We start from the raw sequence: 14,063 nt of genomic DNA on the forward strand, positions 1-14,063 counted from the left end.
TAACCAAACGACCCGTCATTTCCAACGGGCAGTCAAATGAAGTGGTAATTTCCGGATGAATTAACGGACCTTCCAGTCAATGGCCCGCTTCCCTAATAAATTCAGCACCGCAAATCGTGTCTTCAAACACTTTTAGCTAGTAAGGATTTTCAATTATCATTAAACTATCATTTAGCACTAATGTCAAGTTAAACGTCCACGACTAATCATTCTAATTAGGAATCCCATTCACTAATCGCTCAGTCGCAGATTTTCACCCTCCATCCGATACTCCTTAGCCAAAAAGCGGATCCGTTGCATAATTCGACCGGCCCGTAATCCGTTTCGATCATTCTTCTTATCGTATGGTAAGTGGTTCTTTTCTAAATCATCCATTGATAGGTTCGAAGAAAAGAAGGTCGGTAATTCATTTTGCATTCGGTATTCCAAAATAACGCCCAGGACTTCGTCACGAATCCAATTTGAAATTACATCAGCGCCGATATCATCGAGCATTAAAACTTGCGCCCGCTTAACGGCGTCTAACTTATTCGCGTTGGTATTATCAGCAATCGAATTTTTCATTTCAACTGCAAAGCTTGGAAAATGAACCATCGTGGTGGAAACCCCCCGTTCGGCGAGCTCATTTGCAATCGCCCCCAACATAAAGGTCTTCCCAATCCCAAACGAACCGTATAAATACATCCCCCGTACGAATTGGTGGGGGTGTTTGGTATATTGATTCACAAACGTCACTGCGGCATTAAAAACCACCATCCGACTTTTTTGTTTTTCAACCTTAATATCAGAAAATGAAGCAGACCGGGCCTGCTTAGGAATCGAAATTGATTTAATGCGATCCTTTAGGGCCTTTGATTTTTGCTTTTCAATTGTTTCCATGGTGGGTGAGTAGCTAATATCAATCAAATGCCCATTGAACACCAATTCTGGTTGATACCCCGGAATCAAACGATGCTTACCGGCATTCGCATTGTGCTTTTGTTGCACAAATTCATAGATTCGCGCGGCTGAATGGCGAACGGCGTCGTTATCAATATGGTGCTTTTTAATGAATGCCTGGACATCTGGATCCTTAAAGGCTTGATTCATTAATTGACGGTACTGTTCATCAAAGCCAGTCTTATTTTTGATTGCCGCTTGCAGTTCACTTTGTAAGTCCTTAATCGTGATTCCCCCCATCATTTATTATTGTTAAAGTCCTTCAATAACTGTTCCATCTTCCGTTGTTCTTCGTCGGTAATTTCTTCATCCTTAGGTTGGTAATCCTTCTTCATCCAATCTGGCTCAAAGTGATTTACCGGCTGTTGGTTTCGGTAATAACTCCGCTTAGGTTTCGCATCCCCAGCTGATTGCTTTTGATTATACTCTTTAATCGCCCGCATGGCATCGACAGCAGACCGGACGTGATAATTTTGAATCCAATCGTTAGCCACGTAATTAAACAGTTGTTTTGGAATCTGGGGATTATCCCGATCAATTAGGACGTGGTAAATTAGCATGTTCAAAGCCCCGTCGGTCATCACGTGTCGATCAAGCATCTCTTCGATCAAGTGGTTCTCAGAACCAGTCGGAAAGCCATTATGCGCATGCTTTAACTTGGCTAAAAAAGTGGCAGGTGGATAGTATTCAGCCCCCTTGATCAGTGAACGTTCCTGTGCATTAAATTCACCGGATTTAGGCTGGGCATCTGCAGCCGGCGTTTGATTGGAATCAGGAGCTGGCGTTTGCACCGGGGCCTCATACATCCGACTGACCAAGATTTTTAATTTAGTGGGGTCAAATACGTTGTTGCGAACGTTGGTTGCCCGCACGATCAATTTGGCAATTGAGACTTCATCAATCCCATACATGCGGTGTTCATTAACAATTAGTTGGTAGTACTTTTTGACCTGATCAATGTGAACATACGACTTTGCCAGGCAGTCCAAGACTAAGTTAAAGTCAAAGTCCTTTGCATCCACCTGGAAATCATCTTTCGCATGGGCATCATTCACCGGGGTCTGCAAAGCATAATCGCGCTTTAAATTCCCAATCGTCTGGGGTTGATCAGTAATTTGATCAGCATCGATTTGAAATGAATCCAAGAAATTCTGGGTAATTTCCTCGGCACTCCCAGCTTGAAACGGCTTGATCAACAATCGGTTGGCCAAGCGCTGGTACATGGACTCCCCGATGTTTTCCAATAGTGCTAAGCTCAAAAGATCATCGTTAAAAAACTGCCGGTCAGTCAGGGGCGGCACTAATTGATAAATAATCACCGGACTGGAGTCGGTTTGTTGGACGAACGTTCTTAATAACCCCGCCCCCTCTAATTTAATCCGGCATTCCTTAAACCTACGAAAGTCAATTTGTAAAAATGCAAACACATCGGAATGGGAACGTTGCTGATATTCCTCACGCCGTTCATCACTATATCGCCAAAGTAAGCGGATCAATGCCGTCGCAACACTGCCGATAACGGGTTGATACAATAAATCGATTGCCTCGCTTGCTAGGTCGGATAACCGTTCATTTTTAACAACAATGAACCCCGTTTGGGGGTCGTTTTGCGCTAGTTGATTACTCATTATTTACCATTATCCTTTGATTCTTTGTCACGATCACGGTTCATGACTTCCTTCATCTCGTTATAAAACACGGTCATATCCTTGAACTGGCGGTAAACGCTTGCAAAGCGAATGTAAGCAATCTCATCAACGTTGGCTAGTTCCTTCATCACGTATTCACCAATCAATTGACTAGCGACTTCGGTGTCACCAGTCGCTCTGACTTTCGCTTCAACATCATCAACGATCTTCGCCATTTTATCTGATGAGACCGGTCGCTTTTCAGCAGATCGAATGATTCCGCGCAACACCTTATCGCGATTGAACTCTTCACGATTACCGTTGTGCTTGATTACCAATAATGGTGCGGTCTCGACGCGTTCAAAAGTGGTATAACGATACCCACAGTTTTCACATTCTCGCCGCCTTCTGATGACGGTGCCATCATTCGTCGGCCTAGAATCAATTACCCGCGAACTATTTTTATGACAATGGGGACATTTCATTTTGCTCACCTCGCCGTTCGTTTATCGTAAGTTATCCAGTAATTTTATCACTTGTTGCTTCGTTTGACCAATCGAACCCGAATTATTAATCGTAACGTTAGCTAACTGTTGTTTAATCGATTGACTCCATTGCTTTCCGATCAATTGGACCGCCCTAGCCGTACTAACGTGGTCGCGGGCGGTGATCCGTGCGACCTGCTCCACCGAATCACAGGTGACCATCACCACTAAGTCGGTATAACTAGCATACCCCGCTTCAAAGAGCAGCGGTGCATCTAACACCACGAGTGGGGTTTGTTGAGCACTTAACTCGTTGATCCGTTTTAAAATGGCGTGTCGAATGTATGGATCCAATAGCCGATTCAGCTGCATTAGCTTAGCATGATCAGCAAAGACGATTTGGCCGAGGCGCTTGCGGTCGATGGCATCCTCACCGGCGACCGTGGGGCCAAATGCATCCACAATTGCTAAATAGCAATCAGTGCCATGACGTTGCAACTGATGAACGATTCGATCGGCATCGATGATGGGCACCCCGCAAGCTTTAAACTGTTTACTTACGGTCGATTTCCCGGTCCCGATGCTGCCGGTCAAACCAATCAGCTTAGTCATCTACGCCCACAACTCTTTGACAGTTCGGACAAAAACTAGTTCCCCGTTGGGCCACCTTGATTTTTTCAATTGGCGTCCCGCAACGTTCGCAGGGTTGGCCCTTCTTGCCGTATACGTGGAGCTGACTTTGGAATTCACCGGCTTCGCCAAAGGCATTGGAATAAGAATGAACCGTAGTCCCATGCCCCTTGATGGCCAGTGCAATTTCATCGATGATGTTGCGGCGCAACACCTTAATCTGATCATCTGAAATTAAGTTCGTGGGTTGTTCTGGATGAATCTTACTCATCCAAAGCACTTCATCGGTATAAATGTTACCAAGTCCTGCAATGTGGTCTTGGTTCAATAGAAATGGCTTAATTTTACCGCGGCTCTTGTTCATGATCGACTTCATGTAGTCGAACGTTAAATCGGTTTCCGTTGGTTCCGGACCGATCGTCCCGATTCCAGACAAGGTGTGTTCATCCCCATTTTTAATCAGATACATCCGACCGAATTTACGGCTATCATTGTAACGGAGTTCGCGTCCATCGGTTAGGTGCATGATGATGTGGGTGTGTTTGTCTGGTTTTTCACCATCCGTTTCGACATCGTACTTTCCTTCCATTCGAAGGTGGGAAACAACGGTGTGGCCGTTATTTAATCTGAATAACAGGTACTTCCCACGTCGATCAATTTGGTTGATCGTACTACCGCTCAAACAATCAATAAACGTTTGGGCATCCACATTCAGCATCTTAGGATAAATTACATCGACGCTTTTAATCTGGGCCCCCTTAACTAACTGGGTCAGTCCTCTGCGGACGGTTTCAACTTCTGGTAATTCTGGCATTTAATTCAACCTCTCTTTATTTACTTAGCATCGTACCAAGTGGCCCCAAAGTGGCTGGCGACCTTAAGTGGAACGTGGAGTTTAACTGCTGAATCCATAATTTTGGGCACTAACTTTTGGAGCACTGGAATTTCTGATTCAGGAGCCTCAAAGACTAATTCATCATGAATCTGTAACAGCATGTTGGCTTGCATTCCTTCAATTGCCCTTTCCATATTAATCATGGCAATTTTAATGATATCGGCAGCACTACCTTGAATCGGTGAATTCATGGCAGTCCGTTCGGCAAATGACCGCAAATGGAAATTCCGGGAATTAATATCAGGTAAGTACCGTCTCCGGTGGGTAATCGTTTCTACGTAGCCCTGTTCATGGGCTTGTTTAACCGAATCCTGCATATACTTATGAACGTTTGGATATTCAGCAAAGTACCGTTCGATAAATTGCTTAGCGGCCTTTCTGGTGATTCCGGTATTTTTAGCTAGGCCAAAGTCACTGATTCCATAAACGATTCCAAAATTAACCGCCTTGGCTTGCCGCCTTAGCTCGGGCGTTACTTCGGCATTTGATTTTAAGCCGAAAATTCGGCGAGCCGTTGATGCGTGAATATCATCATTGTGTAAAAATTCATCCTGCATGTTAGTGTCACCACTAATCGACGCCAATACCCGCAGTTCAATCTGCGAATAATCGGATGAGAAAATTTGCCAACCGGGATGGCTAGGCACGAACGCCCGGCGAATCTGACGCCCCTCTTCAGTCCGAATCGGGATGTTTTGCAGGTTCGGATCCACTGAAGATAGCCTCCCGGTCTGGGTCAACGTCTGTAAGTAACGGGTGTGGACCTTATTATCGTCTGGATCAATGACCTTTAATAATCCATCTACATAGGTCGAAGCAATCTTACTTAACTGACGATACTTTAAGATGTTATCAACAATTGGTGCTTGGGGCGCTAATTGCTCCAAAACATCAACGGAAGTCGAATAGCCAGTCTTGGTCCGCTTAATAACCGGTAAGTTTAACTTATCAAATAGGATCGCGCCTAGTTGCTTGGGCGAACCGATATTAAATTCGGTCCCAGCTTCGTTATAAATCGCCTGTTCACATTCAGCAATCCGTTCGGAAAGCTTACTACCCATTTGCATTAGTTGATCGCGATTAACGGTAATCCCAGCAATTTCCATCCGGGCTAATACGAACGCAATCGGTAGTTCCAATTCGGTATATAACTTAGTTTGGTCATGCTCAGCTAGTTGGTCAAGCATCTTTTGCTTCAGGGTCGTAATCGCCAGCGCCTTTGCAGCCAGGTGGTTGAATAATCTGTCATCATCATCTGGAATCGACCGCTTGGCACCCTTTCCATAAACTGCTTCGTCACTTTTGACGTGGTAGTAACCATGTTTACTTGCGACCTTGCTTAAATCATTACTATTATCATTGGTATTTAATAAGTATGAGACCAATAACATGTCAAAATCAACGTGATTAAGCTCAATTCCCAAGCGATGTAAGCCTACGTACGCCCGCTTAGCATCGAAGAGCGCAACGGTCGTTTTAGCATCGGTTAGGATTGATTTCAACGGGGGCTGTTTTAAAAGTGCAACGTTTCTCGAAACAAAACAATGTTGCTCATCACTGATCACAAAGCCCACAAACGGTGCGGTGTGATAATTATCGCCATCCATCGCTAAATAAAAGGTCACCTGCGAGCCCAACTCATTAACGGCTGTTAGATTCTCATCATCCAAGCGGGTAAATTCGATTTTAGGCGTTTGCTCATCTGCAGAGGCGCCCATTTCACTTAAAAACTTGCGGAAGTTCATCTGTTGATAAAATGCAGTTAATTCCTTGATTTGATCACCCTGGTAGGCTAAATCAGCGACCCCAATTGTAAGTGGTGCATCCCGATCAATGGTGGCCAAGCGTTTCGATAGCAATGCTTGATCATGGTCTTCAATCAAGTGCTCCTTTAATTTCTTAGCGGTAATTTCATCAAGATGTTCATAAAGATTTTCAATCGAGCCGAACTGCTTAATCAATTTGTCAGCAGTTTTTGGGCCGACCTTGTTCACCCCAGGATAATTATCAGAAGAATCCCCCTGCAGACCCTTAACGTCAATAATTTGCTGCGGGGTAATCCCCATCGTTTCTTTAACGGATGCGGCAGTATAGTGATCGGTTTGACTGACCCCCGTCTTTGAAATGCTAACGGTGGTCCGGTCGGAACATAATTGGGTCAAGTCACGATCCCCGGTCACGATCGTCACCAGATAACCATCGGCCTCTGCTTGTTTAGCAATCGTACCGATAATATCATCGGCCTCATAGTTAGGGAGTTGGTAGCTCTTAATGCCCCGGGCAGTTAGTAGTTTTTTAATATATGGAAATTGTTCAATCAATTCATCGGGCGTTTTGCGGCGCCCACCCTTATATTCCTTGAACATTTTGGTCCGAAAGGTCACCTTACCGGCATCGAATGCAGCTAGTGCAGCGGTCGGTTTCACTACGGATAACATATTGTCCAACATGGTGTTAAAACCATAGATAGCACTAGTGTGGAGGCCATCTTGATTGGTAAAACGATCAACTGATTGGTAAAGAGCATAGAACGCCTTAAAAGCAATGCTATTTCCATCAATTAACAGTAGTCTCTTCTCAGCCATTTCATTCTCCTTAGTAATTTTAATTCGAAATAATCCACTTAATATTATATAACAATTTTCAGCAATTGAAAAAAGGAGCCCCCCGATAATTTAATTATCGAAGGCCTCCCCTAAATCGGTAACGATTAGTTCCGATTATCACCAGCACCAAAGATTTGTAATAAACTAAGGAACAGGTTAATGAAATTCAAGTACAACATTAATGCGCCACCAATGGCAACGCCGTTAGCTGATTCGCTATTTCCATTTTGGTTGTAGAACTGCTTTAGCATTTGAGTATCATAAGCAGTTAAACCAGTGAAAACGACCACCGTCACGATGGAGATGATCCATGATAACATCCCTACGTGTAGGAAAATATTAATCAAGGATGCAATAATAATGGCGATCAAAGCGCCAGTTAAAATGGTTCCCATCTTAGCTAAGCTGCGCTTTGTAATGAATCCATAAACGCTCATTGCGATAAATAGACTGGCACTAGATACGAATGCAGCAACGATGGAGGTATTGGTGTAAACCATCAAGATGTTCGAGAACACGAATCCGGTCATTGCCGAATAAATAAACAATAACGCTAGTCCCAATCCAGAAGAACGTAATGCAGCCCCCTGGATGAAAAATGGAATGATTGCCCAGACGATCATCAAGACAATTGCAGAACCACCTGACATCGAAATCCCATTTTGAACCACTAAGAAAGCGACTAATGCGGAAATTAAGATCGATGCACCCATCCAACCATAAACTCGAGCGAAGAATGAGTTAACGCCAACTGCGTTGTTAACCGCTCTTCTTTCCGTTGGTTGATCAAAATTATTCAAAAAATTCCCTCTTTTCTTTAAATCAAATTCAACTATTTAGACTATTATAGCAGACTAATTATTAATACTAAATCATTTTAACCATTAATTTACGTTTGGTCGTAAATCATTTAGCAAATTCTCATAAATTTTTTCATACTTTTGAATGTCGCCGGCACCCATGAAAATAATCACCGCATTTTGATAGTCAAGTAGTGGGGAGACGTTCTCCGCTTGGATCAAGCCCCCATCCTTTGTGATCTTATCAAAGAGGTCTTGACTAGATACGTTCCCTGATTTTTCACGGGGGGAACCATAAATCTTAGTCACATAGACCTTGTCAGCCTTGCTAAGGCTCTTTGCGAAATCATCCAAATAAGCAATCGTTCGACTAAATGTATGGGGTTGGAAGACCGCCACAATTTCCTTATTCGGGTATTCTTGGCGAGCAGCGTCTAACGTTGCGTTAATTTCTGATGGATGGTGAGCATAATCATCAATGATGATCATGTCAGCCACTTTTCGTTGGGCGAACCGCCGTTTAACCCCCTTGAAGGTCATGAGCTCGCGTCTAATTTCAGCTAAGTTAACGTCTTCAAAATATGACACTGCAATCACGGCTAGTGAGTTTAAGATGTTATGTTCACCGAACAACGGAATTTTAAAGTTCCCTAGATTTTGATCCTTGTGCATCACATCAAAACTGGAACCTTCAGTCGTTCGCTTAATATCAACCGCTCTAAAATCATCGGATTCACTAGTCCCATAGGAGTAAATGGGGACGTTCGCAGTTAGTTTAGTCAGGTTCGGGTCATCCCCCCATACAAAAATCCCCTTTTGAACTTGGTTAGCAAAGGTTTGAAAGGCATCGGTAACGTCTTCAATCCCCGTATAGTAATCAGGATGGTCAAAATCAATATTGGTCATAATTGCATAGTCGGGGCTAGTAGCTAGGAAGTGGCGCCGGTATTCATCGGCTTCATAAACGAAGAACCGGGCGTCCGGAACCCCCTTCCCAGTTCCATCACCAATCAAATAATCCGTAGCTGAAATCCCGCTCAATACATGGGCCAATAAACCAGTGGTACTGGTTTTACCATGGGCACCAGCAATCCCAATGCTGGTGTAGCCCTTGATCATTTCACCTAGCAATTGGTGGTAGCGATAAACGGTCAAGCCCATTTCACGCGCCCGGGTAATTTCTGGGTGGTCATCCTTAAAGGCATTTCCGGCAACAATGGTCAACCCGGCATGAATATTATCTGGATCGAATGGTAAGATCTTAATGCCAGCTTGTTCCAATCCCCGTTGGGTAAACGTATATTGATCGATATCAGAGCCTTGAACCTGATAACCCTGGTCATGCAAAATCAGTGCCATTGCACTCATCCCAGTCCCTTTAATTCCAACAAAATGGTAAATCGTATTCTTATCCAATTTAACTTCCCCCTATGTTATAACATCCCCCATATTAGCAGAAAAACTGCAACTAGTGGGACATAATCAACTAAATTTTAAAGATTTAATTTTTTAAAATCATCTTCCGTTAGGTAGACCTCCCGGGGCTTTGAACCGTGTTGCCCCGAAATGTAATTTTGCTGTTCCAAATCATCAATTAAGGTTGCCGCACGGTTGTAGCCAATGGAAAAGACCCGTTGTAACTTAGATGTGGAGACGGTCTTTTCCTTTGCGATATACGCTAAGACCTCGGGCATTAAGTCATCTTGTTGTTGGACCATATTGACCTTTTTCAACAACGACTTTGGATTAAACGCGTACTGCGGGGTCCCCTGGGTTCGGACCGCAGCGGTAACCTGTTCAATTTCTTCATTGGTAACAAAGGTCCCTTGAAGCCGCAGTGGCTGGCTCTTTCCGTTACCCAAGTAGAGCATGTCCCCACGGCCCAATAGTCGTTCGGCTCCAGCGGTATCAATGATCGTACGCGAATCGACTTGACTTGAGACCATAAATGCAATTCTAGTCGGGATGTTGTTCTTAATGGTTCCGGTAACGATATCGACACTCGGCCGTTGGGTCGCTACGATTAAGTGAATCCCGGCTGCCCGGGCTTTTTGGGTGATTCTAACGATATAGTCCTGAACCTCGGTCGAAGCGACCATCATTAAATCGGCCAACTCATCAATAATAATTACGATGTATGGCATCTTCAGCTGTGGTTGGTCACTTTCGACCGCCTTTTGGTTAAACTGTTCAATATTTCTGGCTCCGGCTGCCGCTAGTTTTTCATAACGTTCATCCATTTCCTTAACCGCCCACTTTAGGGCGGCAGAGGCCTCGTTTGGTTCTGAAATTACGGGAGCCAACAGATGTGGAATATTATTATATGGCGCTAGTTCAACGGCTTTTGGATCGATCAATAACAACCGTAGGTCCGCCGGGGTCGACTTGTATAGTAACGAGACTAACAAACTATTGATAAACACACTTTTCCCGGAACCAGTGGCCCCGGCAATCAATCCGTGCGGCATCTTAGTAATGTCAGTTACCTGGGGTTTCCCGGTCAAATCCACCCCTAGTGCAATCGTTAGCGGTGATTTAGCCTGTTGGAAACTATCGGCACCCAGGACTTCAGATAACATTACCGGACGGGGTTTCGGATTGGGAATTTCAACCCCGACCGTCGTGCGTCCTGGAATCGGTGCTTCAATTCTGATGTCCTTAGCGGCTAACGCTAGTTTTAAATCATCATTTAAATTGGTAATCTTGCTAACCTTGACCCCCAAGGCCAGCTTGACTTGAAATTGGGTCACGGTCGGGCCGTTGGTCCAATCAACGACCTCCGCATTAACGTGAAAGGCACTGAGCGTTCGGTCTAAGATTTCAGACTGATTTACGATCCAGTCATCAAGCGCAGCATCGTCGCGCCGTTGGGGTTCCTTTAGCATGGTAAACTTTGGAAACTGGTAGCCCTGTGAGTATTGATCACCGCTACTAAGCGTTTGGTGGTCAGGGTCACTTTCCCCCGGACCAATGTAGTGTTCAGACTCGTCGCTAGCTGGGGCATCGACCGTATCGGAAGCTGCCGCCACCGTTTGCGGCGAACTTGAATCACCATCGGCATGGCTGGAATCCGTAAGTGAATCGGATGCACTCGTAGACCGGTGTTCTATTACCCCGTCCTTAAAGAATTCGACGTCCTTTTGGGCATCAGTTTCATTATCTAAAATCGCTGATAGGGAATGCCCCAACCCATGCTTTGCTTGTGGCTTAGCTTTGGGTGCTTCAGAACTATTCGCCCGGTTAGCATTTAACTCCTCAGCGGCACTTGCAGAACCAACCGAATCACTAGCTGCTGAATCGGCTGCAATAGACTGCCGATGCCGAGCAATGCGGGACCGCGCTTCCCCGCTTGAATTAGTGGCTGCCGAACGCTTAGGGGGTTCACCGCCAGCTACATCCGAAGGCGCCGAATTTAATTCCGGTGCATTCAACCGGGCAGCAGTTACCTCATCATTAGCGGATGATTGATTCATTTTGGCAACTGCAGATTCAAACCGCTCAGCGTTGGGCTGTTCACTCTGTGGCACCCGTGGTTCGTCATTTTGGTAGGCGGCCCTATTTTCACTGGTTTCATCAACATCGTCAAATTGAATGACATCTGAATTAGCCCGGGTATTAATTCCATCATCAAATAGGACACAATCAGAATCGTGTTTATCTAGTTGTTCAATTAATTTCAAGTAGTAGCGGCCTAATTTAGACTCTTCCAAATATTCATCACCAGTGATGCGACGAGCATAGTTACCACGGGGCTGAAACGCCTGGGTCAACTTTAAAATTGAATTTTCAGATTGGGGTTGAAAATGATCACCGGTCGTCCGAAAGTTTTCCCGATGGGTCTTGTTCCCGTTCAACGAATCAATTGGCGTCCGATGGGTCATTTTATTATTAGAATAGCTAGCTTGATCCTGATTTGCCTTTGGTTTTTGTAAAAAGCGCCGGTAAAACGCCGGTCCATCATAATGGTTCATTTATCTTCACCCTTAATTAACGTTAATTATTCAAATATGTAAAATCAGGAGTGACCAGCTCCTGACTAATTATGAAAATAGATTTTGGGCCCGTGCAAAATCAAATTGAGTCCCAACTTGATAATCATCGGGGAGAATTAATGCTCCTGGTTTTTGGGGTGCATTGGGAATCTTTAGTTCGCGTCCTGAACAAATCATCCCATCACTTTCAACGCCCTTCAATTCACCAGGCCAGATTACTAGTCCACTTGGCATCATCGTTCCCACTTCGGCAACGACGACTTTAATGTCAGCTTGCATGTTAGGTGAGCCACTTACGATTTGCAGCGTTTTGCCATCCTGGACCTTAGTCTTGGTAATCTTTAGGTGGTCTGATTTAGGATGTTTTTCAACGGATTCCACATAGCCAACGACGAACTTAGGACTATCATCGACACTCAATTGGTCATCAAAATCAGCCGCTTTTAAGGCCGCATTCAATTGATCAACGTCAGCGTGGTCTAAAGTCACCTGGCCGTTTTGATCCTTTAATTTGGGTAGGTATTTACTAGCATCAAAGAAGTTGTAACCTAATACCGTCCCGTCCGTGGCGGTAATTTTGACGATGGAATCACGTTTAGTGACCACTTGCTCCTCAACATCTGGGTGCATTAATAAAACTAAGACATCCCCCATTTGGGATGGATTATAACTGGCTATCAATTTGTAACGTCCCTTCTGATTAATTTAATGATTCAATAAAGCTTTCCACTTGCGCTTGGGTCTTACGTTCCTTATTGACGTAGCGACCAATTTCTTCGCCATCTTCGAAGGCCACGAAGCTTGGAATCCCAAAAATATTTAACTCTGCTGCTAAATCGATGTTATCATCACGATCAACGGCCAAGAAGGTGTATTCGGGATGGTTAGCGACAATTTCTGGTAGTGCTGGTTTGATGACGGTACAATCAGGACACCAAGTGGCACTGAAAAAGAGCATGTACTTGCCGTTAGCAATTTTTTGTTTGAGTTCTGTTAGGTTCATTGGTTGTAATTCTTCCATTTGAATGTTCCTCCCTTGAAATTCTACGTTCATCATTATAACGTAATCATGAACAATTCGACAATTTTTGATTATAATAACAGTATAGCGTTAAATCCAATTGAAAGCAGGGATAATTTTGCAAATTAAAACTAAAATTAGACTTGGCATCGCAATCACAGCCGTAGCAGCGATTGAAGTCCTCAAAAGCGGCATTCGTGCCCGGGTCGAACACCGCATCTACCATCAAATTCATCAACAATTCGGCGGACAGACGATTTATGGGACCTGGCTACATCCAGAATACCGCCTAATTGCTGAGGACTATTACCTAGGCGGCGTTAACATTGTTGATGGTCAAACGATCACCGAGTATCAATTTACCGCCAGCGGTAACGGGAAGTTAGTCGAGCTATACAAGACCGATTCCCACCAAATTAGTTCGTTTTAAAATTAATTACAATTTTATAAATTGGCCCATTCTGACTGAACTTAGCCTCATACTCGGTCTCAACGTTGTCTGCTTGTTCTGGACTATCGTGGAGATCAAGCGATACATATTCAAAATTAGTCCCAAATTGATTGAACGAAATCAATGAATATTCAAATAGCCCCCGGTTATCAGTCTTGAATTCAAGCTGGTGGCCATCCTTTAAGACTTCGCGATAACTCCCTAAAAAGGTGGATGAGGTTAAGCGCCGCTTTGCGTGCCGTTTTTTAGGCCACGGGTCGGAAAAATTAAGGTACATTTTATCAATTTCGCCAGCCCGAAAGAGCGTATTGACCAACGCCCCATCGGTCTCCACTAGCTGGACGTTGGTTAATTGTGATTCGACTAACTTCCGTAATGCCACTGCAATCACTGATTCTTGTAATTCAATTCCAATGAAATTGATTTCGGGGTGGCGCTTGGCCATTTCAATAATGAATTGCCCCTTTCCAATTCCAATTTCAAGGTGCAGTGGTTGTTTTTTTGCAAACCGTTGATCCCACTTTCCGGCCCATGCCTCAGCATCGGTAACGATCAGGGTTGGTTGTGATTCAATATAGGGCTTGGCCCATGATTTATGTCTTACTCGCATTGCGAA

13 protein-coding genes are annotated in these 14,063 nt (G+C 44.3%); 1 reads left to right on the forward strand and 12 read right to left on the reverse strand.

Going from position 1 to position 14,063, the window contains the following annotated elements:
* Positions 1-231 precede the first annotated feature (231 nt).
* From dnaI to MOO44_RS07515, 11 genes are all read right to left on the reverse strand, one after another.
* Positions 232-1,182, reverse strand: a complete 951-nt coding sequence (dnaI, locus tag MOO44_RS07465; RefSeq protein WP_260116510.1) for a primosomal protein DnaI — start codon at positions 1,180-1,182, stop codon at positions 232-234.
* Positions 1,179-2,567, reverse strand: a complete 1,389-nt coding sequence (locus tag MOO44_RS07470) for a replication initiation and membrane attachment family protein (RefSeq protein ID WP_260116511.1) — start codon at positions 2,565-2,567, stop codon at positions 1,179-1,181. The genes dnaI and MOO44_RS07470 overlap by 4 nt, the downstream gene beginning before the upstream one ends.
* Entirely contained in the window at positions 2,567-3,052 is a 486-nt protein-coding gene (gene nrdR / locus MOO44_RS07475; RefSeq protein ID WP_260116512.1) for a transcriptional regulator NrdR, read from the reverse strand. Before nrdR ends, MOO44_RS07470 begins: the two co-directional genes overlap by 1 nt.
* Positions 3,053-3,073: 21 nt before the next feature.
* Positions 3,074-3,664, reverse strand: a complete 591-nt coding sequence (coaE, locus tag MOO44_RS07480) for a dephospho-CoA kinase (protein ID WP_260116513.1) — start codon at positions 3,662-3,664, stop codon at positions 3,074-3,076.
* Positions 3,657-4,496: a DNA-formamidopyrimidine glycosylase gene (gene mutM / locus MOO44_RS07485; protein ID WP_260116514.1), complete on the reverse strand. Its 840-nt coding sequence runs from the start codon at positions 4,494-4,496 to the stop codon at positions 3,657-3,659. The genes coaE and mutM overlap by 8 nt, the downstream gene beginning before the upstream one ends.
* Positions 4,497-4,516: 20 nt before the next feature.
* Positions 4,517-7,162, reverse strand: a complete 2,646-nt coding sequence (polA, locus tag MOO44_RS07490) for a DNA polymerase I (protein ID WP_260116515.1) — start codon at positions 7,160-7,162, stop codon at positions 4,517-4,519.
* A gap of 125 nt (positions 7,163-7,287) precedes the next feature.
* Positions 7,288-7,983, reverse strand: coding sequence for a Bax inhibitor-1/YccA family protein (locus MOO44_RS07495; protein WP_260116516.1), 696 nt, complete (start codon positions 7,981-7,983; stop codon positions 7,288-7,290).
* Between the two features lie 84 nt (positions 7,984-8,067).
* Positions 8,068-9,399, reverse strand: a complete 1,332-nt coding sequence (murC, locus tag MOO44_RS07500; RefSeq protein ID WP_260116517.1) for a UDP-N-acetylmuramate--L-alanine ligase — start codon at positions 9,397-9,399, stop codon at positions 8,068-8,070.
* Positions 9,400-9,476: 77 nt separating this feature from the next.
* A complete protein-coding gene (locus tag MOO44_RS07505; protein ID WP_260116518.1) occupies positions 9,477-11,954 on the reverse strand; it encodes a DNA translocase FtsK in 2,478 nt (825 codons plus the stop codon).
* A gap of 69 nt (positions 11,955-12,023) precedes the next feature.
* Positions 12,024-12,656 (reverse strand): YtpR family tRNA-binding protein, encoded by a 633-nt coding sequence (gene ytpR, locus MOO44_RS07510; protein ID WP_341482921.1) that lies wholly within the window; start codon positions 12,654-12,656, stop codon positions 12,024-12,026.
* Positions 12,657-12,675: 19 nt separating this feature from the next.
* Complete coding sequence (locus MOO44_RS07515) at positions 12,676-12,996, reverse strand: thioredoxin family protein (protein ID WP_260116519.1); 321 nt, start codon at positions 12,994-12,996, stop codon at positions 12,676-12,678.
* Positions 12,997-13,114: 118 nt separating this feature from the next.
* Between MOO44_RS07515 and MOO44_RS07520 the strand changes: the two genes are divergently transcribed.
* The gene (locus tag MOO44_RS07520; protein ID WP_260116520.1) at positions 13,115-13,426 is read left to right on the forward strand and encodes a hypothetical protein; all 312 of its coding nucleotides are present in this window, start codon (positions 13,115-13,117) and stop codon (positions 13,424-13,426) included.
* On the opposite strand, the gene trmB is transcribed toward MOO44_RS07520, so the two are convergent.
* On the reverse strand, positions 13,413-14,057 hold the full coding sequence (trmB, locus tag MOO44_RS07525) for a tRNA (guanosine(46)-N7)-methyltransferase TrmB (RefSeq protein ID WP_260116521.1): 645 nt from the start codon (positions 14,055-14,057) through the stop codon (positions 13,413-13,415). The two genes, MOO44_RS07520 and trmB, sit on opposite strands and share 14 nt — an antisense overlap.
* Positions 14,058-14,063 lie beyond the last annotated feature (6 nt).

It is taken from the genome of Nicoliella spurrieriana (assembly GCF_023380205.1).
GTDB lineage: Bacteria > Bacillota > Bacilli > Lactobacillales > Lactobacillaceae > Nicoliella > Nicoliella spurrieriana.

What these genes read in the sequence shown, in the direction of transcription:
- dnaI (WP_260116510.1), bottom strand. Translation starts at nt 1,182, where the DNA reads ATGATGGGGGGAATCACGATTAAGGACTTACAAAGTGAACTGCAAGCG.
- MOO44_RS07470 (WP_260116511.1), bottom strand. Translation starts at nt 2,567, where the DNA reads ATGAGTAATCAACTAGCGCAAAACGACCCCCAAACGGGGTTCATTGTT.
- nrdR (WP_260116512.1), bottom strand. Translation starts at nt 3,052, where the DNA reads ATGAAATGTCCCCATTGTCATAAAAATAGTTCGCGGGTAATTGATTCT.
- coaE (WP_260116513.1), bottom strand. Translation starts at nt 3,664, where the DNA reads ATGACTAAGCTGATTGGTTTGACCGGCAGCATCGGGACCGGGAAATCG.
- mutM (WP_260116514.1), bottom strand. Translation starts at nt 4,496, where the DNA reads ATGCCAGAATTACCAGAAGTTGAAACCGTCCGCAGAGGACTGACCCAG.
- polA (WP_260116515.1), bottom strand. Translation starts at nt 7,162, where the DNA reads ATGGCTGAGAAGAGACTACTGTTAATTGATGGAAATAGCATTGCTTTT.
- MOO44_RS07505 (WP_260116518.1), bottom strand. Translation starts at nt 11,954, where the DNA reads ATGAACCATTATGATGGACCGGCGTTTTACCGGCGCTTTTTACAAAAA.
- MOO44_RS07515 (WP_260116519.1), bottom strand. Translation starts at nt 12,996, where the DNA reads ATGGAAGAATTACAACCAATGAACCTAACAGAACTCAAACAAAAAATT.
- trmB (WP_260116521.1), bottom strand. Translation starts at nt 14,057, where the DNA reads ATGCGAGTAAGACATAAATCATGGGCCAAGCCCTATATTGAATCACAA.